Annotated in this window: 19 protein-coding genes; 14 read left to right on the top strand and 5 right to left on the bottom strand. The window is 71.1% G+C overall.

The genetic code is table 11. From position 1 onward, the window contains the following. Positions 1-191 precede the first annotated feature (191 nt). The 14 genes from ACIOJD_RS31225 to ACIOJD_RS31160 all read left to right on the top strand — a co-directional run bounded on the left by ACIOJD_RS31225 (position 192) and on the right by ACIOJD_RS31160 (position 14930). The gene (locus ACIOJD_RS31225) at positions 192-1013 is read left to right on the top strand and encodes a LamB/YcsF family protein (RefSeq protein WP_401919741.1); all 822 of its coding nucleotides are present in this window, start codon (positions 192-194) and stop codon (positions 1011-1013) included. Next, entirely contained in the window at positions 1010-1753 is a 744-nt protein-coding gene (locus tag ACIOJD_RS31220; protein WP_401919508.1) for an allophanate hydrolase subunit 1, read from the top strand. Before ACIOJD_RS31225 ends, ACIOJD_RS31220 begins: the two co-directional genes overlap by 4 nt. Beyond that, the gene (locus tag ACIOJD_RS31215) at positions 1746-2717 is read left to right on the top strand and encodes a biotin-dependent carboxyltransferase family protein (protein WP_401919506.1); all 972 of its coding nucleotides are present in this window, start codon (positions 1746-1748) and stop codon (positions 2715-2717) included. Before ACIOJD_RS31220 ends, ACIOJD_RS31215 begins: the two co-directional genes overlap by 8 nt. Positions 2718-2795: 78 nt before the next feature. Continuing rightward, positions 2796-4025 (top strand): aminotransferase class I/II-fold pyridoxal phosphate-dependent enzyme, encoded by a 1230-nt coding sequence (locus ACIOJD_RS31210; RefSeq protein ID WP_401919505.1) that lies wholly within the window; start codon positions 2796-2798, stop codon positions 4023-4025. Between the two features lie 285 nt (positions 4026-4310). Beyond that, complete coding sequence (locus ACIOJD_RS31205) at positions 4311-5636, top strand: MFS transporter (RefSeq protein WP_401919503.1); 1326 nt, start codon at positions 4311-4313, stop codon at positions 5634-5636. Positions 5637-5691: 55 nt separating this feature from the next. Then, positions 5692-6726, top strand: a complete 1035-nt coding sequence (locus ACIOJD_RS31200; protein ID WP_401919501.1) for a M24 family metallopeptidase — start codon at positions 5692-5694, stop codon at positions 6724-6726. A 94-nt stretch (positions 6727-6820) separates the two neighbouring features. Continuing rightward, positions 6821-7633 (top strand): aldo/keto reductase, encoded by an 813-nt coding sequence (locus ACIOJD_RS31195; protein ID WP_401919500.1) that lies wholly within the window; start codon positions 6821-6823, stop codon positions 7631-7633. A gap of 336 nt (positions 7634-7969) precedes the next feature. Further along, the gene (locus tag ACIOJD_RS31190; RefSeq protein ID WP_401919499.1) at positions 7970-9016 is read left to right on the top strand and encodes an NAD(P)-dependent oxidoreductase; all 1047 of its coding nucleotides are present in this window, start codon (positions 7970-7972) and stop codon (positions 9014-9016) included. Beyond that, positions 9013-9780 (top strand): SDR family NAD(P)-dependent oxidoreductase, encoded by a 768-nt coding sequence (locus tag ACIOJD_RS31185; RefSeq protein WP_401919498.1) that lies wholly within the window; start codon positions 9013-9015, stop codon positions 9778-9780. The genes ACIOJD_RS31190 and ACIOJD_RS31185 overlap by 4 nt, the downstream gene beginning before the upstream one ends. Next, positions 9773-10819, top strand: coding sequence for a TIM barrel protein (locus ACIOJD_RS31180; RefSeq protein ID WP_401919496.1), 1047 nt, complete (start codon positions 9773-9775; stop codon positions 10817-10819). Before ACIOJD_RS31185 ends, ACIOJD_RS31180 begins: the two co-directional genes overlap by 8 nt. Next, a complete protein-coding gene (locus tag ACIOJD_RS31175) occupies positions 10816-11601 on the top strand; it encodes an SDR family NAD(P)-dependent oxidoreductase (RefSeq protein WP_401919494.1) in 786 nt (261 codons plus the stop codon). Before ACIOJD_RS31180 ends, ACIOJD_RS31175 begins: the two co-directional genes overlap by 4 nt. Before the next feature lie 93 nt (positions 11602-11694). Then, positions 11695-12735 carry an L-idonate 5-dehydrogenase gene (locus ACIOJD_RS31170; protein ID WP_401919492.1) on the top strand — a complete coding sequence of 347 codons (1041 nt, stop codon included), beginning with the start codon at positions 11695-11697 and terminating at the stop codon, positions 12733-12735. A gap of 111 nt (positions 12736-12846) precedes the next feature. After that, a complete protein-coding gene (locus ACIOJD_RS31165) occupies positions 12847-13524 on the top strand; it encodes a 4-carboxy-4-hydroxy-2-oxoadipate aldolase/oxaloacetate decarboxylase (protein WP_401919491.1) in 678 nt (225 codons plus the stop codon). A 482-nt stretch (positions 13525-14006) separates the two neighbouring features. Continuing rightward, positions 14007-14930: a LysR substrate-binding domain-containing protein gene (locus tag ACIOJD_RS31160; RefSeq protein ID WP_401919490.1), complete on the top strand. Its 924-nt coding sequence runs from the start codon at positions 14007-14009 to the stop codon at positions 14928-14930. A gap of 118 nt (positions 14931-15048) precedes the next feature. Here the strand turns inward: ACIOJD_RS31160 and ACIOJD_RS31155 are convergent, their stop codons facing one another. The 5 genes from ACIOJD_RS31155 to ACIOJD_RS31135 form a co-directional block, all read right to left on the bottom strand. Beyond that, positions 15049-16866, bottom strand: a complete 1818-nt coding sequence (locus tag ACIOJD_RS31155; RefSeq protein ID WP_401919488.1) for a hypothetical protein — start codon at positions 16864-16866, stop codon at positions 15049-15051. After that, positions 16863-17519 carry a hypothetical protein gene (locus tag ACIOJD_RS31150; RefSeq protein WP_401919487.1) on the bottom strand — a complete coding sequence of 219 codons (657 nt, stop codon included), beginning with the start codon at positions 17517-17519 and terminating at the stop codon, positions 16863-16865. Before ACIOJD_RS31150 ends, ACIOJD_RS31155 begins: the two co-directional genes overlap by 4 nt. Then, complete coding sequence (locus tag ACIOJD_RS31145; RefSeq protein ID WP_401919740.1) at positions 17516-18292, bottom strand: carbohydrate ABC transporter permease; 777 nt, start codon at positions 18290-18292, stop codon at positions 17516-17518. Before ACIOJD_RS31145 ends, ACIOJD_RS31150 begins: the two co-directional genes overlap by 4 nt. A 113-nt stretch (positions 18293-18405) precedes the next feature. Then, complete coding sequence (locus ACIOJD_RS31140) at positions 18406-19347, bottom strand: carbohydrate ABC transporter permease (protein ID WP_401919486.1); 942 nt, start codon at positions 19345-19347, stop codon at positions 18406-18408. Then, a complete protein-coding gene (locus tag ACIOJD_RS31135) occupies positions 19348-20628 on the bottom strand; it encodes an ABC transporter substrate-binding protein (RefSeq protein WP_401919484.1) in 1281 nt (426 codons plus the stop codon). Positions 20629-20773: the final 145 nt, after the last annotated feature.

The following is a 20773-nucleotide window of genomic DNA, read 5'->3' as shown; positions in this document are numbered from 1 at the left end:
GGTACGGCCATCGTGGCCGGCACCGGTGCCTCGTGCGTCCTGGCGCGCCCCCACAACCCCCCGCGCGATCCATCGCGAACGGCTATGCGGCCATGCGTCTTCGTGATGTGCCCTTCTGCCCCGCCCCCGCCGGATCTAGCGTCTGACCCGGACACGGTCCCTCACCGGGACCGATGACACGAGCGCCGGACATGGTCCGGCGCCGTCCCGTTCCGGCAGGAAAGGAGATTCACGTGCCTGTCGTCGATCTGGTCGCCGATCTCGGTGAGAGTTTCGGTGCCTATACCATGGGCAACGACGCCGAACTGCTGAACTTGCTGACCTCCGCGAACGTCGCGTGCGGATTCCACGCGGGGGACCCCCGGGTGATGGACGCGACCGTACGTGCCTGCGTGGAGCGCGGTGTAGGCGTCGGCGCGCACCCGAGCTTCCCCGACCTGGTGGGCTTCGGGCGCCGGGCGATGGACCTGACCCCCCACGAGGTACGCACCGACGTGCTGTACCAGGTCGGCGCGCTGTCCGCGTTCACCCGCGCGCACGGTACCCGCATCGGGCACCTGGCACCGCACGGCCGCCTCGGCAACCTCGTGGTCACCCGGCGGGACTACGCCGAGGCCGTAGCCGACGCGGTCGAGGCGTTCGACCCGTCCCTGGTGATCCTGGTGCAGGAGGGCGCGATGGCGGCCGTGGCGCGCGAACGCGGCCTGCGCACGGCCATGGTGGGCATCGCCGACCGCGCCTACGAGGACGACGGCACGCTCGTGTCGCGGTCCGAGCCCGGAGCCGTACTGCACGACCCGGACGAGGTCACCCGCCGGACCGTCCGGATGGTCACCGAAGGGGTGATCACCAGCCGGAACGGAACGGACCTGCCGGTGCGCACGGACTGCGTCCAGCTGCACGGCGACGGCCCCGGGGCACTGGAGCTCGCGACCCGGATCCGCGGCGAACTCCAGGCCGCCGGTGTCCGGCTGGCGCCGCTGCACGACGTGCTGGGTGCGCCGGCCGCATGACGGACACCCGGACGGCGACCGCCGTCGCCATCTCGCCGTGCGGCGACTCCGCATTGCGCGTCACCGTGGACGGCGCCGACACCGACCGGGTGTGGACGGCCGTGCACCGCCTCGCGGGATGGCTCAACCACGGTGACATCCACCCCACGGTGACGGCCGTGCCGACCTACGACGCGGTGCTCGTGGAGTTCGACCCGTACCACACGACGGGTGACGTGATCGCCTCGCACATCCGCTCCTGGGACACCACGGCCGGCGAGGGGGAGGAGACCGGCGGCGGTGTCATCGACGTGCCGGTGCTGTTCGGCGGTGAGGCGGGCCCCGACCTGGAATGGGTCGCCGAGGTGGTCGGCGCGCCGGCGGAGAAGGTCGTCGACCTCGTCTGCGCGAAGGAACACCTCATCCGCTGCCTGGGCGGCCCGGCCGCGTCGGCCATGATGGACGGACCCGATTTCGACGTCCCGATTCCCCGGCTGGCGACCCCCCGGCTGCGTGTGCCGCCCGGCGCGATCTCCGTCGCCGGCCGGCAGGCGGTCATCGGCCCCGTGGCCGCGCCGAGCGGCTGGCGGCAGATAGGACGCACCCCCCTGGACATTCTGCGGACCGGAACCGACCACGGCACCGGTGCCGACAGCGTCGTCCCCTACCGGCCGGGGGACAGGGTGCGGTTCCTGCCGGTCGACGAGGCCACCTACACCTGCCTGCTCGGGGCTCCGATGGGGTACCGCAATGATGAGTGATCGCCCCGAGCTGTACGTCGAGTCCGCGACGGCCTGCGTGGTCACCGACCTCGGCCGGGTCTCGGGCCCCCCGCGCGGACTGGCGGTCAACGGCGCGCTCGACCAGTTCGCCGCCCGTGCCGCGAACGCCCTGGTCGGCAACGCGCCCGCGGACCCGCTCATCGAGGCCACCGGCTTCGGCGTCACACTGCGCCCCAGCCATGACGTCCTGATGTCCGTCACCGGCGCCCCCGCGGAGCCCACCGTCGACGGCCGCCCGCATCCGGCCTGGGCGCCGCTGTCGGTGCGCGCGGGCGAGACGGTGCGAGTCGGCGTCTCGGACGCGGGGCTGCGCGCCTACGTCGCCGTGCACGGCTCGTTCGACGTTCCCCGGCTGATGGGGAGCTGCGCACCGGACTCGATGATCGAATTCGGCACGCATGTCACGTCCGGAACCTCCCTGTCCCTCTTCCGTTCCCACCCGCCGCTGGTCAACCGGCGCTTCGGCGCCACCGTGTTCAACTTCGGCATCCCCCACGACGTCGGCCGGGTGCCCGCCGTCCTGGACGTGGTCGACGGGCCCGACGCCGCCGAATTCGGCCCGGGGCTCCAGCGGCTCTACGACTCCCCGTACCTGGTCACGCCACGCATCAACCACGTCGGGCTGCGCGTGGCCGGGCATGTGCCGCAGCGTCCGGTCGCGGGGGAGGTGCTGTCGCGCGGCGTGCCCATCGGGGCGGTCGAGACCCCGACGGGCGACGAACTGCTCGTTCTGATGCGCGGCCGGGGCATCACCGCGGGGTATCCGGTGCTCGCGGTGCTGACCTCCTGCGCCCTGGACAACGCGGCGCAGCTCCGGCCCGGCCAGGAGATCCGCTTCCGCCGGACGACCGCCGCCGTCGCCACGGCCGCCTACCTGGAGCGGCGACGGCTCCTGGACCGGATCGCGCTGCGCGCGCGTACCGCTTTCGCCGCGCTTCTCTGACACCTCACGATCGAGCCCCCGACCCCTCGCCTCAGGACCTTTCGCCCACAACTTTCGTACCACCGAAGGAGAAAAGGGATGACCCTTTCCGAAACGCTCCCGGGGCCCGTGCCGGCCGAGCGGATGTCGCGTGTCAAAGAGTCACCGAGTTCCCGGGTCGCGGACCGGGTGCGCGCATTTCAGGAGGCGGGCCGCAAGGTACTCCCGCTGACGATCGGCGAGCCCGATTTCGATACGCCGGACCATGTGAAGGAAGCGGCGATCGCGGCCATCCGCGCGGGCGAGACGAAATACACCTCGGCGAACGGCACCCCCGCGTTGCGGCAGGCGATCACCTCCCGACTGCTGCGGAAGACCGGGCAGACCTACGCCACCGACCAAATCTGCCTGGGAGGCGGCGCCAAGCAGCTCATCTACCTGGCGTTCGTGGCGACACTCAACGAGGGGGACGAGGTGATCGTCCCGGCGCCGTACTGGGTGTCCTACCCGGACATGGTCGCGGTGAGCGGCGGGCGCCCCGTGGTCGTCGGCACATCGGCCGCCCAGGGGTACAAGCTCACCCCGGACCCGCTGCGCGAGGCCATCACCGACCGGACGAAATGGGTCGTACTCAACACGCCCAACAATCCGACCGGCGCGGTCTACGGCGAGGAGGAACTGCGCGGACTCGCCGACGTGCTGCGCGCGCACCCGCATGTATCGATTCTCTGCGACGAGATCTACGACGAGATCAACTTCGGTGCACAGCCAGTGCCCAGCCTGGTCACCGTAGCTCCCGACCTGCGAGAACGCGTCTTCCTCGTCAACGGTGTGTCCAAGGCGTACGCCATGACCGGGTGGCGGATCGGCTACGGCGCCGGCGCGGCTCGGCTGTGCGGGGCGATAGGCACGCTCCAGTCGCAGAGTTCGTCGTGCCCGTCGTCGGTGAGCCAGGCGGCGGCGGTCGCCGCGCTGGACGGCGGCCGGGAGTTCATCGACCGCACGGTGGGCATCTACGCCGGGCGCCGGGACCTGCTCGTGTCCGGTCTCGACGCGATCGACGGGCTGAGCCCGACGGTCCCCGAAGGCGGCTTCTACGTGTGGATCGACTCCTCCGCGCTGATGGGGGCCGTGACCCCCTCGGGGGCGGTGCTGGAATCCGACGCCGATCTCGCGGAGCACTTCCTGGAAACGTCCGGCGTAGTGGTGATCGCGGGCGACTCCTACGGCTGCCCAGGTCATTTCCGGGCGAGCTTCGCATTGTCCTCCGACACCATTCGGGAAGCCGTCGCGGGGCTCGCGCATTCGGTTTCCCTGCTGCACCGCTGAAATTTCTTTCCGCCGCTCTCCGGCCCGCCGGGCCGATAGCAATAAGTTTCCGTTATGGCGGAACAGGAAAACGAGCTGAGTTTGCCGACAGGTATACCAGTCGGCAATGCCGAGGAAATAATAACGGGCCAGAGTTCTTCGTGTCGGTGACCCGCCACAACGCGAAGACGCGGCCGATGTGACGACTCCCGCGGTGGAGTCGCGGGGCGGGTTGGTCCGATGACCTGTCGGTCGACGTCAACCTTCTGGTGACGACGACGTCACCATTTGTGAAAGGTAGTGCCCGTGAACAGCAAGGTCTCCGCGGCTCCGCCGCATCCGCAGACTCCCCCGGCCCCCACGAAAGCGACGAGGGTGTCCATCGTCGGTGGCCTCGTCGGCGTCTTCATCGAGCTGTACGACAACGCCGTCTACGGCTTCGTGGCGGGGACCCTCGCGGTGGTGTTCTTCCCCACCGACGCTCCGGCCACCAGTGTCATGCTGACCTTCCTGGCCTTCGCGATTCCGTTCTTCTTCCGCCCGGTGGGCGCCGCGGTCGCCGGGTCGTGGGGCGACCGGATAGGCCGCAAACGGGTTCTGCTGGTGCTCATCACCCTGATGAGCCTGTCCACCGGCCTGGTGGGCCTCCTGCCGAGCTACGCCGTGGCGGGTGTCTGGGCGCCGATCGCTCTGGTGCTGCTGCGTTTCGTCCAGGGCTTCGCGATGGGCGGCGAGCCCGGCAACGGCAACTCGTTCCTCGCCGAACACGCCGGGGACGGGCGCCGGGGACAGGTGGTCAGCTACGCCAACGCCGCCACGTTCGTCGCGATGCTGCTCGGCACCCTCTTCGCCGCCCTGCTCACCGCGGTCCTCAGCACCTCGTCCATGGAGGCATGGGGGTGGCGGCTGCCGTTCCTGCTCGCGATCCCGCTCGGCGCGGCGGGCCTGATCGTCCGGCGGCTGTCCGACGAGTCGCCGGAGTTCGAAAAGGCCGAGGAGAGGGGCCAGGTGACCAGCAGCCCCCTGAAGGAGGCGTTCACCTCCCCCGAGACTCTCCGTGCGATCGGACTGACCATCGTGCTGCCGCTGCTCAACAGCTCCGGCTACTTCGTCCTTTTCATCTACATGCCGACGTACATGAAGACCGAGATGCACTTCACGGCCCTGGAGGGGCTGCTGGTCACGGCCATCATGCTGGCCGTCGGCACGTTCGCGGTGCTGTGGGCCGGCCGGCTGTCCGACCGGGTGGGCCGCAAGAAGATGCTCAGCACCTCGGCCTTCGGCATGGTCGTCATCGGCTTCCCCTGCTACTGGCTGCTGACACGGGGATCCTTCGCCACGGCCGTGGTCGGCGCGGTGCTCATGGCCGTGTGTTTCGCCGGCACCAACGGCGTGATGCAGGTGACGCTCGCGGAAATGTTCCCCACCCGGGTGCGCACCGTGGCGTACGGCGTCGGCTACAACCTCGGCACCGCGATCTTCGGCGGCGCCGCGCCCCTGCTCATCTCGGCGCTCATCGCCTCGACCGGCAGCATCTGGATACCGGCGATCTATCTCGTCCTCACCTCCGCCGTCGCCGGGTTCACCGCGCTGCGCATCCGTGAGACGGCCTTCGAACCGCTCAAACGCTGAACCGGCCCAGCCGGACACACTGCCGAACACACGTTTTCGAAAGGACGGTGGTCCCGTGGCGACAGCGGCCACGTGCCAGGCCGGAGCCGGACTCGACGGGCTCCGCGGACAACTGGACAAGGAGGGCTTCACGGCCCTGGTGCTGACCTCGCCCGGCGGGCGACGGTACGCGCTGGGGTCGGCGCCCGGCCTCGCCGACGGGACCGCCGTCCTGCTCACCACCGACGGCACGGTGGTGAGCGCGGCCGGTGACCTCTCCTCCGCGATCACCACCGCGCTGGGCGCGGCCGGCGTCGTGGGTGGTGTGATCGGCGCGGACGCCGACCTGCCGTGGGAGGTGTTCGAGCGGCTGGGCGACGCGGGCGTCCTGCTGCGCCCCGCGGCAGACGTGGTCTTCGCCGAACTCGCCCGCTGCGAACCCGGGGAGCTTCCCGCGTTCGCCGCGGCCGCCGAACTCGCCGCCGTCGGCTACACGGCGGTCATGGACCACCTGCGTGTCGGCATGGACGTACGGGAGCTGTCGGGCAACGTCGACCGCTCGATCCGCCGGGCCGGTGGCCTGCTGGGGTGGTACGACCCGTACGGCGCGAACGGGGCGGCCGGCTCGGACCTGGTGACCGTACGCGGCCACGACCCCGGCACCGCCCTGCTGACCGCCACGAGCCCGCTCCGTTACGTCCTGCACCCGCTGCTGGCGGGGGTCGCGGGGTACGCCGCCGCGACCGCCGTGCTCAGCAAGGCCGACGGCCCGCTGCGCGCCGCCGGCGACACCTGTGCCGCCGCGACCGCCGCGCTGCTGGCGGCGCTGCGACCGGGCGAACCGCTCCGCGAGGCACGCGCGGCCTTCGACCGCGAGGCCGAAGCGCACATGGCGGCCTGCCGGATCGTCGCGCTGCGCGGAGGTGGGGCCTCGCCGCCGCTGCTGCCCGACAGCACGGTGATCGCCGAGCCAGGCATGGTGCTCGGTGTGCGGACCGAGGTCGTGGCCCCCGGCCGGGGCTCGGTCGAACTCGCCGAGACCGTCGTGGTGACCGCCTCGGGCGCCGACCCGCAGGCGGGGACACCGCTGCGGCTCGTCGAACTGTACTGACCCACCGACCCGCCGCGGCCGTACGCCAGTACGACCTTGCGACGCCACGGCCGTACGACGGTGCGGCCGTGCGAACCGTATGAGGAGAACCGCCATGGAATCGACCCTCCCGCCCGGAGCGGGCCGGGTGCCCACGGCCGACGCGGGCGGCCGCGCCATGCCGCTGATCGGCTTCGGCACCCATCCGATGCGCGGCGACCTGGCCACCGAGGCCGTGCTGACCGCGTTCTCGGTCGGCTACCGGCTCGTCGACACAGCCACCCGCTACCGCAACGAGGACGCCGTCGGAGCGGCCCTGGCGGCCACCGGCGTGCCCAGGTCCGACCTGTTCGTGACCACCAAGATGCCGCCCGACCGGGTCGGCGGGGAACGGCTGACGCTGGAGCAGAGCCTTGCCGCGCTGCGCTGCGACTACGTCGACCTGTGGCTGATCCACTGGCCGCCGGGGGGCTACCCGGGCGTCACCAGCTGGCGCGAGTTCGTCCGCGCCCGCGACGAGGGCCTGGTACGGGCCATCGGCGTGAGCAACTACTCGGTCGAACTCATCGACGCGCTCCACGAGGAGACCGGCGTCTACCCGGCCGTGAACCAGGTGCAGTGGGGGCCGGCCGACCACGACCCCGGCTTCGCCGAGGCGATGCGCCGGCGCGGTGTGGTGCTCAGCGCGCACAGCCCGCTGCGCAGCACCGATCTCGACCACCCGGTGCTCGGCGGCATCGCGCGGCGGCACGGCTGTTCGGTGCGCGACATCGTCCTGGCGTGGAACCTCCACCACAAGGTCGCGGTGACCGTGAAGTCAGCGCACCGCGTACGCATGGAGCGGAACCTGTCCGCGGTCGGCATCGCGCTGTCCCCGGCGGACGTCGAGGCGATCGACGGCCTGTCGACCGTGCCGACGGCGCGATAGCCGAACGGACCGGCATCCGGGAATACCGAAGACCCCCGGCCTTCCGGTATTCCCGGATGCCGGCCGGCCAGGCACGGGAATATCACGGTCGCCCATCCCATGAGGCGACCGTGATATTCCCATGTCCTTCTCCGGCAGTATTCCGACGGCCCGTTCCCTGCCGTCGACCTGGCCATACGCGCTGATCAAGCCCGGCTTCGACCTGTCATCGGCAATCGTGATGCCGCCATGCCGATTTCCCTTCCGCCTTCTTCACGCAGACTCGCGGACCTACGCTTCACCAAGCAGTTCCCCGATCTCTTCCTCTCTCTTCCCCGATCTTTCAGAAAGGCCGCCGTGGTTTATCAGGTCGTGGTCACACGAGGCTATGCCGAGCCGGACGGGAGCACCGTCTTCGGCGACATCGGGCTTTCCCGGCTGACCGGCGCCGGGCTGGCGTGGCGCGTGCTGGACGAGGAGGTCGAGGAGCTCCGGGCCGACCAGCTGGAGGGGGCGGACGCGGTTCTCGTACTGGGGCACGAGCGGGTCTCGGCGCGGTCGATACCGGCATCGGGACGGCTGCGGCACGTCGCGCGGTTCGGCGCCGGCTTCGACGCCGTGGACACCGGCGCCTGCGCCCGGCGCGGTGTGCTGGTCACCAACGCCCCCGACGCGGTACGGCGGCCGGTGGCCGACTCCGTGGTCGCCCTGCTCTACGCCCTGTCGCACCACCTGGTCGTCAAGGACCGGCTGGTGCGACAGGGGCGGTGGGCCGAACGCGCGGCGTGGCGTGGCTCGGGACTGACCGGAGCGACGGTGGGCATCGTCGGGCTCGGCGGCATCGGACAGGAGACCGCGCGCCGGGTGCGTGCGCAGGGGCTGCGCGTACTCGGGTACAACCGCGGCGACCGCGGCCGGGAGGCGGCGGACATCGGCATCGAGACGCGCCCGTTGGACGAGGTCCTCGCGGAGAGCGACTACGTCGTCGTCATCGTCGCGTCGAATCCCGGCACGCGGCACTTCATCGGGGAGCGTGAACTCTCCCTCATGCGGCCCACCGCCCGGCTGATCAATGTCTCCCGCGGGGTGGTGGTCGACGAGGAGGCGCTGACCGCGCGGCTGTCGGACGGCCGGCTGGCCGGCGCTGGCCTGGACGTGTTCACCGAGGAGCCGCTGAGGACGGACAGCCCGCTGACCACGCTGGACAACGTCGTCCTCGCCCCGCACTCCCTGTGCTGGACGGACCGGTACACCGAAGCGGTCTCGGCGAGCGTGATGGCGTCGCTCATCGCGGTGAGCCGGGGCGAACAGCCCCACGAGACGGTCAACACGCCATTCCCGCCCGGCACATGGCCCGATACGCGACCCGGTCACGACAACGAGGACGAGAGGGACAGGGCATGACGGAGAACACCGGACGCCGAGGCACGGCGGTCATCACCGGAGCGGCCTCGGAGCGGGGCATCGGCCGCGCGCTGGCGAACCGGCTTGCGGCCACCGGGTGGAGCCTCGGCCTGCTCGACATCGACCCGGACGTCGAGCAGGCCGCCGCCGACCTGGGCGCCGAGCACGGCGTCCCCGCCCTCGGTGCGGTCGCAGACATCGCCGACCCCACCACCGTGGACGCCGCCGTCCGCGTCTTCGAGGCGGAACTGCCGCCCGTCGCGGCGCTGGTGAACAGCGCGGGCGTCAGCTCGCCGGTGTCGTTCCTCGACACGGACCTGGCCACCTGGGAACGCGTCATGCGGATCAACGCCACCGGCACCTGGGTGGTGAGCAAGCGTGTCGTGCCCGGCATGGTCGAGCGCGGCTACGGCCGGGTGGTGAGCCTGGGGTCGACGGCGATGCAGAACGGCGGCGGCACGTACAGCAAGTCCACCTACGCGGCGTCCAAGGGCGCGATCGAGGCGTTCAGCCGCGCGCTCGCGCTGGAGGTGGCCCCGCACGGTGTGACGGTCAACGTCGTCGCGCCGGCCACCATCGACACCGACATCATGGGCGGCCCGATCACCGACGACCGCAGGCCGGCGTTCCTGGCGCAGCTCCCGGTCGGACGCCTCGGCACCACACGTGACGTGGCCGCGCTCATCGAATTCCTCGTCGGCGAGGAGGCCGGCTACATCACCGGCGCGACGCACAACATCAACGGAGGTCTTCGCATTGGCTGAGTCCCCGGCGTCCTGGGCACCCCCAGCGTCCCGTACGCCCGCACCCCCCGCGCCCGTACACGTCGAGCGGCCGTCCCTGGTCGCGCCGTCCCGGTTCCCCGTGCCCCACACGCCCGAGGACTGGCCCATCGCCGCCGCCATGCTCCAGTTCCCGCCGCACGCGGCGGACGGCACCCCGGTGGAGGAGCTGGCGCCCGACGAGTGGCGCCGCCTCCTCCAGCCCGTCGTCGACGAGGGCTTCACCCACCTGGAGCTGGCCACCTCCTGGCTGCCCCTGGGCGATCTGGACAGCGCCCGGCTCACCGAACTCCACGACGTCCTGGACGACGCCGGGCTGACCGTTGCCGGTGCCGTCGTCGTCCGGCGCAGCGTCCTCCATCCCGAGCGCGGAGAGCGCAACCTCGCGTTCTCGCACCGGACCATCGACGCGGCCGCCGCCCTCGGCACGAAGGTCGTGTGCCTCGGCATCCACGACACGCTCGGCCCCGAGCAGCAGCGGGCGCTGTGGTTCTGGACGGCGCCGCAGGGCGACGTACCCCCGGCCAGCGACCCCGACGTACGCGCGCTCGCCGTGCGCCGGTTCCGGGAACTGGGCGACCACGCCGCGGACGTCGGCGTGGAACTCTCCCTGGAGCTGTACGAGAACACCTACCTGGGCAGCGGCGACGAGGCGGTCCGCTTCCTCGACGACATCGGCCACGACGCGGTCGGGCTCAACCCCGACCTCGGCAACCTCATCCGTCAGCAGGCTCCGGTGGACTCCTGGGAGTACCTGGTCTCGGTCACCGCACCACGCGCCAACTACTGGCACGTCAAGAACTACGCACGCCTGGAGGACCCGGCCACCGGCACCGTCCTCACCCACCCGACCTCCCTCGAACTCGGTGTCGTGAACTACCGCGCCGCTGTCCGCTACGCCATCGCCCACGGGTTCAGCGGCACGTTCGTGGTCGAGCACTACGGCGGTGACGGCCTGAGCGTGGGTGCCACCAACGCCGCGTACCTGAGGCGCGTCCTTCCCCGCACCCCCATCGCATGAGGCGACAGGACCAGCACAACGCGCACGACGACAAGGACGTCACCGTGAATGTTCCCTTCACCGCCGATCTGACCGGCAGGACCGCCGTGGTCACCGGAGCGAGCACCGGCATCGGTCACGCGATAGCCGACCTCTATCTGCGCAACGGCGCGACGGTGGTGGGCATCCACCGCCGCGCGGTCACCGGGCACGAGGGGAAGTACGTACCGGTGGTCGCGGACCTCGGCGACCCTGCGCAGGTGCGCGCCACCGCGGCCGGGGTGCTGCGGGAGCACCGGGTCGACATCCTGGTCAACAACGCGGGGCTCAACATCCGCCACCCGGTCGAGGACTTCCCGGCCGAGGACTGGGACCGGGTGCAGCAGCTCAACGTGCGGACGGTCATGGAGCTGACCCAGTTGTTCGGCCGGCCGATGCTCGAGCGGGGCGCGGGGGCGATCGTCAACCTGGCGTCGATGCTCTCCTTCACCGGCGGATTCACGGCCTCCGCGTACGCCGCGTCCAAGGGCGCCGTCGGGCAGTTCACGAAGTCGGTGGCGAACGAGTGGGCGCCCAAGGGCGTCCGCGTCAACGCCATCGCGCCGGGGTTCATCGACACCGAGATGAACGTCACGCTCGTCGCCGACGAGACCCGCAACCGCCAGATCCTCGAACGCATCCCGGCGGGAAGGTGGGGCACCGCGCAGGACATCGCGGGTGTCGCGCTGTTCCTCGTGTCCGACGCCGCCCGGTTCATCCACGGGACCGTGCTGCCCGTCGACGGCGGCTACCTCGGGCGCTGAGCCCGTGGGAATGCCGAAGCGGACAACCGAATACCCAAGCCGGACAACAGACACCGAATGCCGAACCGGACAACAGACAAGGAACCGACTGCCGTGAAAGCCGTCGTCGTCCACGGAGCGCGGGACCTGCGTGTGGACACACTGCCCGACCTCCAGGTGACACCGGACCGGGTCGTGGTCCGCATCGTGTACGGAGGTGTCTGCGGCTCCGATCTGCACTACGCCGCGGACGGCCGCAACGGGCCCTACACCGTCACGGAGCCGCTGGTGCTCGGCCACGAGGTGGTCGGCGTCGTCGCGCAGGTCGGCCGGGACGTGCCGGACGCACCGGCCGTCGGCACCCGCGTCGCGCTGCACCCGGCGACGCCCTGCGCGCCGCCCGGTGCCACCACCCCCACCGGCCTGCATCTGCGCCCCGGCGGCACCTACCTCGGCAGTGCCTCCACCCGGCCGCACACCCAGGGCGGCTTCGTGGAACTGCTGGAGGTGCTGCCCGGCCAGCTGCGGCCCCTGCCGGCCGGACTGCCCCTGCGCCGGGCCGTGCTCGCCGAACCGCTGGCCGTCGCCCTGCATGGAGTCGCGCGCCTGGGCGAGCGGGTACGGGGCGCGAAGGTACTGGTCAGCGGCGCGGGACCGATCGGCGCCCTGGCCGTCGCCGCGCTCAGGCACGCGGGCGCCGCCGAGATCACCGCAGCCGACCTCCAGGACTTCCCGCTCAAGATCGCGGCCGCGGTCGGGGCCTCCTCGACGGTGAACCTGTCCCGGGACGGCACGGTCGCGGAGTCCTCGTTCGACGTGGTGGTCGAGGCGGCCGGCGCGGTCCCCTCGCTCGCCACCGCGCTGCGCGCGGTGCGCCCCGGCGGCGCGGTGCTTCAGCTCGGCATGCTGCCGCGTGAGCCGGTTCCGGTCGCCATGTCGAGCGTGATCGCCAAAGAGGTCGCGCTGTACGGCTCGCAGCGTTTCGACATCGAACTGGACGCCGCGATCACCGTGCTCACCGCGGACCCGTCGCTCGATGCGGTGCTCAGCCACGAGTTCGCCATCGACGACGCCGCGGAGGCGTTCCGCCGCGCGGCGGACTCCTCACAGTCGTCGAAGACGGTGCTGCGGGTGTCCGACGACCCTGAGTCCTGAGCCCCGAAAGACCCGGGCCCGAGGACCTGACCCCGAGGACCTGACCCCGAGGACCCGGGCCCGAGGACCCGAGCCACGAAGACCCGAGCCACGAAGAAGGGAAGCCCTGTCATGATCCACGTACGCACCAAGATCGACCGCCCGTCCGCCGAGGTGGTGGCCGCGCTCGGCGGGTTCTCCGCCGCGACCATCCACGAGGCGCAGGGCCGCAAGGGCGCCCTGGCGCACCGGCTGAAGCCCGTGGACCCCGCCATGTCGTTCTGCGGACCGGCCTTCACGGCCCAGGCGCAGGCCGGCGACAACATCATGGTCCAGGTCGCGATCTCGTACGCCGAGCCCGGTGACGTCGTGATCGTCGCCGGCTCGGAGTTCGAGCAGGCCGGTTCCTTCGGTGACGTTCTCGCCACCGCCTGCCGGAGCAAGGGGCTGGCCGCGTTCGTCACCGACTCCGGGGTGCGCGACAGCGCGGACCTGCGGGAGCTGGGCTTCCCCGTCTTCTCCGGCTCGGTCTGCATCGAGGGGACGGTCAAGGAGACCCTCGGCCCGGTGAACCGCCCGATCTCCATCGGCGGACAGATCGTCCGGCCCGGCGACATCCTGCGCGGCGACGCCGACGGCATCGTCGTGGTCGACCCGCTGGAGGCCGAGGAGGTCGTCCGGCTCTGCCAGGAGCGCGAGGATCACGAGGCGAGGATCCGGGAGGAGCACCGCCGTGGTGACAGGACGCTGATCGAAGTGCACGGACTCGTCGAGAAGCTGAAGGCCAAGGGGCTGGTCGTCGAGGAATGAGGCAACCCCCGGTCGCCGCGGCCGGCCAGGTCGAATACCTCCGGTGCACGACCGGGCTCGCCAGGGACCTCGGCAGTCGTCCCGGCGACCTCGGCAGTCGTCCCGGCGGAACGACGCGGCGGGCCGCCGCCCGTGCGAACGTCGTCCCACGATCCGGGCGGCGCGTCCCGGGCACCTGCCCGGGAGGCCCGAGCCCCTTCGAACACGCACACGCATTCCCCTCGTGGCCATCAAGGGGTACCTTCACCTGCGTGCCTCCCGACCTGTGGTTACCCTCTCCGGCGGGCGCGGGCCGTCCCGGCCTTCCGGCCCGGGGCCCGCACGCCGCCGACCGTCCTCACGCGATGGGCCGCAGCGTCGGACGCGGCCGGCCACGGCGAGGACCGCCACCCAGGAGAGGGTGCGGAGTCCTTCACGGCGGCCGTCCCCACTCACGCTCGACGGAGTGTGAGACCAGTCGACGATTTCCGAGGAGGAGCGCGATGGACACCCGCAGGCTCGGTTATTTCGTGAGGGTGGTCGACATCGGCAACATCACCCGGGCCGCGGACTCGCTGCACATCACGCAATCGGCGCTCAGCCAGCACATCTCGGCGCTGGAGAACGACTTCAAGACCCGTCTGCTCGAACGTACCGGCCGAGGCGTGGAGGTCACGGCGTCCGGACGCTCCCTCTACCGCTACGCGCAGGGCATCCTCCGCCTGGAGAAGGCCGCACGGATCGACCTGCGCGCCGGCAGCGACACCCCGGCCGGGCTGGTGACCGTCGGCCTGGCCTCGTACAGCATGGCGCCGGGCCTGGCCGCACCACTGCTGCGGGCCGTGCGCGAACGGTACCCGAACATACAGTTGCAGCTGATCCAGAACCTGACGGTGGTGATGAGCCAGGCCGTGCTGCTCGGCCAGGTGGACATGGCGCTCATCTACGACCCCGGCTATGTCAAGGGGGTCGTCTTCGAGCACGTCCTGGAGGAGGAGTTCCATCTGATCACCGGCGTCAGGACACCGCCCGTCACGAGCCGCCGCGACACCATCACTCTCAAGGAGGCGAGCCGCCTGGACTTCATCATGCCGAGCGAACTGCACACCGTCCGGCGCGTCACCGAGGCCGCCTTCCGCTCCGTGGGACTGCACTGCTCGGTCGTCGCCGAGGTCGAGCCGGACAAGGTGCTGCGGGACGCCGTGGTGAACGGGCTCGGGGTCACGGTGCTGCCGCTCACGGCCGCCAGGGCCAACTTCGCCTCCGACGAGGTGCGTGTCTACCGCTTCGCCGACGCCCAGTTGTCCACCGCGATGTCCCTGTGCACCCCCGAGGTGCAGCCGCTCTCGCACGCCGCCGCGCTGGTGGCGGACCTGCTGCGCACGCTGCTGCTGGACCCGCCGGTCTCCGGCCGGAAGTCCGCGTGAGCGTGGGACATCCGCGTGAACACAGGAGAGCCGGGGGCGCGTCCAGCCCCGTCCTGGGAGCGGACACACAACGGGGCCGGACGCCCTCCCGGCGGAAGCGCCCTGACCTGACGCCCCGTCAGTGCAGGCTCAGCCGGTACGTCAACGGCGAGCGTCCCGTGATGAGTACGCGGATGCCGTCCGGGGTGAGCGAGCCGCCGAGCCAGGTGTAGCGCTCGCCGGGGTCGACGACCGGGGGCTGTCGGCCGCCCTTGCCGTTGCCGGGGCCGAAGACGATCCGGTCGTCGCCGACGGCGTAGATGGCTTCGCCGCTGACCAGCTGGTACGTGTCCGCGGCGCCGGCGACGGACTCCAGGCCGTCCCCCGTCAGCCTGCCGCCACGGCGGAAGCACAGCTCCAGGGCCAGCGGCACCTCGGACTCCGACACCTCGAAGGACAGGTCCCAGCCGCCGTCCGCCGTCTCCCGCAGCAGGATCTCCGTACGGAGCCGGCGGTACTCCTTCGGGCGGTGCGGGAAGTCCATCGACGACCAGAAACGCCCGTCGTTCGTGAGCGGATACAGGCCGTCGCGCCTGCGGTGGCGGCGCGGCAGCGGCTGGTGGAACGCGGCGCGCACATCGGCGCGCAGCCGCCAGCCGTCACCGTCGCGCTCCAGGGACTGGGAGCGGAAGTGACCGAGGGAGAAGAACTGCGGGGACAGCCGCAGCGAGTCCAGGATCGCCGCGCCCTTGCGCATCTTGAAGAACGTCGGATTGGTGGACAGCCCCGAGGAGATGGCGTGCAGCTCGGGGAGGTCCGTACCGCCGAAGATGGTCGCGGTGCGCTCGCCGCGCCGGACGCGCACCAGCCGGCAACTGGCGTCGTGGTGCTCGAAATCGGTGGGGAAGGAGGTGATGCCGGGCAGCGGGCGGGCCAGTTCGGGACGGTCGAGCACCTCGGCGAGCCGGTCGCCCAGCGGCGTCTCGCCGAACGTCTGCCCGGCCCCGCGCTCGCGCAGCAGCGCGGCCACCGCGGCGAATCGCCCGTCACCGTAGCGGATCGCCAACTCCCGGTACTGCATCAGGAATTCCGGCATGTAGCGCAGTGCGGTCTGGTCCTGGCGGCGCGAATGGACGCTCTCCAGCTCGCCGTTGGGTTCGGTGACGTAGAGGGATCCGGTGAGGTTGTCCCGTACGTTCGTGTAGAGGTCCGCGCGGCCGTAGTGGCGGGCGATCGTCAGCAGCGCCGGGTTGGTCACGACCCCCGAGTAGGTGGGGCTGCGCTCGCTGTACTCGCCGCCCGCCAGCTGGTCGATGCCCTCGGCGAGCCAGGCGTCGATGCGTCGCGCGTATGACGGATCGGGCCATCGGCGGTGGATACGGGCGAGCGCCGCGCACACCAGCCAGCGGTGGTTCGCGGTGTGCACACCACCGGTCGCCAGTCCGGGGCCCGCCTTGCGGAGGATGCGCGCGATCGTGGCCCGCAGCCTCTCGGTGGGCGGGTGGGCGTCCTCGGTGAGCAGGCTGTGGGCCATGTTCAGGTCGACGACGGAGAAGGCGGTGTCCGGTGGTGAGTGGACCGCGCCCTGGTCCCACAGGCCGTCGTCGTACTGCTCCTCCGCCAGCGCGTCCGCGAGCCGGCCGAGGGGCGCGAGGAGGGATCGCCGGTGGTGATGGGCCGATCCGCCGTGTACGTAGACGGAGACGAGGGCGCGCACCGAGCGGGCGGCGGCGCGGGCCTTGCACTGGTCGCGCAGCTCGGTGAGGTTGCCGGTCACACCGTCGAGGACGGCCGCCACCCGTGCGTCGGCTGCCGTGGTGAGGAACGCGACGAAGTCGTCGTCCACCTGTTGCTGCGCGCCGGAGCCGTCGGCGGCCTCGGCGGTGCCCCGGGCCGTGGTCGCGGCGACCGAGGCCGTGCCGGCGGTGCCGGCGAGGAAGGTTCTGCGGGCTATCACACGATCTCCCGGTGCTTGTCGTAGGTACGGCTCTGGTCGGGCGCGCCGGGGGCGGCACGCGCCGCGGACACGCGGTGGCGTACGTCGACGGCCGTGAGCGCGAGCGCCAGCGGACCCGGCGCCACAAAGGCCAGCGGCACCATCGTCCAGGCGCACAGCACGGCCGCGGCGAGGGCGAGCAGCACCAGCCCGCTGCCGCCCGGGTCCCGCGTGGTGTCCCGGGCCGCGTGCCGAAGCGCCTGACGCCAGTCGGTGAGCGATTCAGGGCGCCCGCACGAGCGCGCCCCCACGGCCAGGGCGTACGCGCCGATCACCGCGGCGGCCACCGCGAAGACCCGTGCCCCGGGCAGTCCGGCCCCGGCGAGCGCCGCGTCCGCCATGAGCAGGAGCACACCGGCCAGAGCGACGAGCCCCGCGGCGAGGTCGCCGGGGCGCAGCCGCCGCCGCAGCAGGGCGAAATACCGTACGGCGGTGGCAGGCCGGCCCTCTCCCGCCCCGCGCAGCACCGCGCAGGCGGTGGAGAGCGCCGCCGGGACGGTGACCAGCGGCAGACAGGACACCGCCGTCACCACCCCGACACTCAGCACATCCGCGAACAGGGTCATCCGCGGTCCGAACATCTCGCCCGCCTCGCGGGCCCGTGCCGCGCTCATCCCTTGATCCCGGAGTTGGCCATGCCCTCGACCAGGAACCGCTGGAAGGCGAGGAAGAACAGCACGATCGGCAGCAGCGCGATCACCGACATCGCGAACATCGGGCCGAACGCCGACTGGCTGGAGGCGTCCACGAACGAGCGCAGCGCCAGTGTCAGGGTGAACTTCTCCGGAGAGAAGAGGTAGATCAGCTGGGTGAAGAAGTCGTTCCAGGTCCAGATGAAGGTGAAGATCGCGGTGGTGATCAGCGCCGGCCGGATGAGCGGCAGGATGATGAGCAGGAAACTGCGGAAGGGACCGCAGCCGTCGATCCGGGCCGCCTCCTCCAGCTCACGCGGCAGGCCACGCATGAACTGCACGATGAGGAACACGAAGAAGGCCTCGGTGGCCAGGAACTTCGGCAGGATCAGCGGCCAGTAGGTGTTCACCATGCCGAGCTGGTTGAAGATGATGTACTGCGGGATCAGCACGGCGTGGTGCGGCAGCATGATGGTCGCGATCATGAAGCCGAACAGCGGCCCCCGGAAGCGGAAGCGCAGCCGCGCGAAGGCGTAGGCCGCCAGCGAGCAGCTCAGTACGTTGCCGAGGACCGCACCGCCCGCGATCAGCAGCGAGTTGCCGAGCAGCCGCCCGATCGACACGTCGTTCACACCGTCCAGAGCGGTCGTGTAGTTCGACCACTCCAGATGGCTGGGCAGCAGATTCAGGCTGGCGAGCACCTCGTCGGCGGGCTTGAGCGAGGTCGCCAGCAGCCAGCCGAGCGGATAGAGCATCACCAGCAGCGCGGCCAGAGCGCCGGCGTGCAGAGCGATCCGGCGTCGGTCGAAGCCCCCGCGCGTGGCACCGTTCACGGCAGCGGTGGGGTTCGTGGTGGGCAGGGTGGTGGTCATCGTGCCTCCTCGCCGGCGTAGAAGACCCAGGAGCGGGAGGTACGGAACAGCACCGCGGTGACGGCGCCGATGACGAGCAGCAACACCCAGGCCATGGCGGACGCGTAGCCCATGTGGGACGCGACGAAGCCCCGGTCGTAGAGGTAGAGCGTGTAGAAGAGGGTGGAGTCGGCGGGCCCGCCCTTGCCCGCGCTGACCGCGAAGGCCGGCGTGAAGACCTGGAAGGACTGGATGGTCTGGAGCACCAGGTTGAAGAAGAGGACGGGGGACAGCATCGGCAGGGTGATGGAGAGGAACTGCCGCCGCCGGCCGGCCCCGTCCACCGCCGCGGCCTCGTACAGCTCGGCGGGAATCTGCTGGAGACCGGCCAGGAAGATCACCATGGGGGCGCCGAACTGCCACACCGTCAGCAGGGCCACCGCGACCAGTGCCCAGCCGGGCCGGGTGACCCAGCCGCCGGTGCCCAGCAGCTTGTCGACCGTACCGCCGTCGTTGAAGATCGCCCGCCAGACCAGGGCGATGGACATGGACGCGCCGAGCAGTGAGGGCGCGTAGAACGCGGACCGGTAGAAACCCCTGCCGCGCCGCATCGACTTCAGCGCGAGCGCGACGGCCAGCGCGAGCGCCAGCTGGAGAGGCACGGCGATGACGACATACGTCAGTGTCGCGCCCACCGACCGCCAGTAGCGGGGGTCCTCGGTGAACATCTGCGCGTAGTTGCGCAGCCCCACCCATCTCGGGGCGTTGAACATGTCGTAGTCGGTGAACGACAGATACAGCGACACGGCCATCGGCAGCAGGGTCAGCACCGTCGCGCCGAGCACCCAGGGGGAGAGGAACACCCACGCCGCGCCCTCGCGCCGGCGCCTGCCGGGCTTCTTCGGGGGTGCCGGCCGCCCGGTGCGGGGGCTGGTCACGGGTATGTCGGTGGTGGTCATCTACCTCAGCTCCGCCTTCGCCTCGGTGACGTAGTTCTCGGCCGCCTCACGCGGCGACATCCGCTCGAACGACACCTGGTCGTAGTCGCGGCTGAAGGTGGTCTGCAAGGCGTTGTCGCCCGAAGGAGGCGCCTGGGGAGGGGACTTGAGGCTCTTCTCCAGGGAGGCCTGGTAGTCGGCGATGGTCTTGTCGAAGTCCTCGAGACCGGGGACCACGTCCTCGCGGATCGACTCGTTGACCGGGATGCCACGGCTCGCGCCGAGGATCTTCGCCGCCTCCGGATCGTTGATCAGGAAGTCGATGAGCAGGGCCGACGCCTCGGGATGCGCCGTGGTGGCCGCCGCGCCGACGAACATCGACGGCTTGAAGTACTGCCCCGGCGTACCGTCCTTCCCGGACGGCATCGGCGCCAGCGTCACGCTGTCCCCGACGAGCGCGAGAAAACCGCTGGACGGGGCGTCCCAGTTGAGGTCCGAGACGGCCTTGGCCCGCCCGAGCGGGGTGTTCTCCACCGAGCCGTCGAGCTGTGTCGTCTGCTCGGCTGCGGAGACCACGCCCTCGCGCCGCAGCCCATCGGCGAAGGTCCACCAGCGGGCCAGGTCACCGGCCGTGAAACCGAGCCCGCCGCTCTTGAGATAGAGGGACTTGCCCTGGCCGCGCAGCCACACCTCGAAGGCGTCCTCGCTCTGACCGGGGTCGACGGAGCCGGCCTTCCCGGTCTTCCGCTTCAGCTCGCGCATGGAATCGGCCCATTCGTCCCAGGTCCAGCCTTCGCGCGGGAGCGCGACCCCGGAGGACTTCCACTCCTCGGCGTCGTACACCACGGTCTCGGTGCCCCGGGCCATCGGGATCGCGTACTGCGTACCGCTCAGCCTTCCGGTGGCGAGCAGCCCGGCGTCGATCTCGTCCGTGCGCAGCGACTTCGACTGCCCGCCGAGGTCGAGCAGGACCCCGCCGGACGCGTACTGGTCGATCTGCCGGTAGTCGAGTTGCATCACATCGGGCGCGTCGCCGCCGGCCGCCTGAGTGGCGAGCTTCTGCTTGTACGCGTCGTAACCGGCGAACGACGTCTGTACGTCGATCCCCGGGTGCTCCTTCTCGAACAGCGCGACGGCCTTCTCGGTACGGGCCGCCCGGTCGGGATTTCCCCACCAGGTGTAGCGCAGCGTGGCCTTGCCGTCGACGCTCGTACCGCCGGAACCGCCGCATGCGGTCAGCAGCGCACTGAGCGCGAGGGTGGCGAGGAGCGCACAGGACCTCGTTGTCCTGTCTGCGGGCATTCTGAACTCCCGTCGTGTCTATGTGAGTTGACAGATGTGTCGCGTTGTTGGTCCCCGCCGGGAAGCGGGCGCGCGGTGCCGGAACCGCCGGCGGCGCATACGGTGCTCCTCGAACAGGGAGCGATCTTCATTGACGCCGGTGGAC

It is taken from the genome of Streptomyces sp. NPDC088116, assembly GCF_044741745.1.
In the GTDB taxonomy this organism is placed as follows: Bacteria; Actinomycetota; Actinomycetes; order Streptomycetales; family Streptomycetaceae; genus Streptomyces.
The sequence above is the reverse complement of the archived record's forward strand: the minus strand, read 5'-3'. Positions and strand labels throughout refer to the sequence as shown.

Coding starts and splice junctions, on each gene's coding strand:
- ACIOJD_RS31225 (WP_401919741.1), top strand. CDS start 192: ATGGTCCGGCGCCGTCCCGTTCCGGCAGGAAAGGAGATTCACGTGCCT.
- ACIOJD_RS31220 (WP_401919508.1), top strand. CDS start 1,010: ATGACGGACACCCGGACGGCGACCGCCGTCGCCATCTCGCCGTGCGGC.
- ACIOJD_RS31215 (WP_401919506.1), top strand. CDS start 1,746: ATGAGTGATCGCCCCGAGCTGTACGTCGAGTCCGCGACGGCCTGCGTG.
- ACIOJD_RS31210 (WP_401919505.1), top strand. CDS start 2,796: ATGACCCTTTCCGAAACGCTCCCGGGGCCCGTGCCGGCCGAGCGGATG.
- ACIOJD_RS31195 (WP_401919500.1), top strand. CDS start 6,821: ATGGAATCGACCCTCCCGCCCGGAGCGGGCCGGGTGCCCACGGCCGAC.
- ACIOJD_RS31185 (WP_401919498.1), top strand. CDS start 9,013: ATGACGGAGAACACCGGACGCCGAGGCACGGCGGTCATCACCGGAGCG.
- ACIOJD_RS31175 (WP_401919494.1), top strand. CDS start 10,816: ATGAGGCGACAGGACCAGCACAACGCGCACGACGACAAGGACGTCACC.
- ACIOJD_RS31165 (WP_401919491.1), top strand. CDS start 12,847: ATGATCCACGTACGCACCAAGATCGACCGCCCGTCCGCCGAGGTGGTG.
- ACIOJD_RS31160 (WP_401919490.1), top strand. CDS start 14,007: ATGGACACCCGCAGGCTCGGTTATTTCGTGAGGGTGGTCGACATCGGC.
- ACIOJD_RS31150 (WP_401919487.1), bottom strand. CDS start 17,519: ATGAGCGCGGCACGGGCCCGCGAGGCGGGCGAGATGTTCGGACCGCGG.
- ACIOJD_RS31145 (WP_401919740.1), bottom strand. CDS start 18,292: ATGCTCTATCCGCTCGGCTGGCTGCTGGCGACCTCGCTCAAGCCCGCC.
- ACIOJD_RS31140 (WP_401919486.1), bottom strand. CDS start 19,347: ATGACCACCACCGACATACCCGTGACCAGCCCCCGCACCGGGCGGCCG.
- ACIOJD_RS31135 (WP_401919484.1), bottom strand. CDS start 20,628: ATGCCCGCAGACAGGACAACGAGGTCCTGTGCGCTCCTCGCCACCCTC.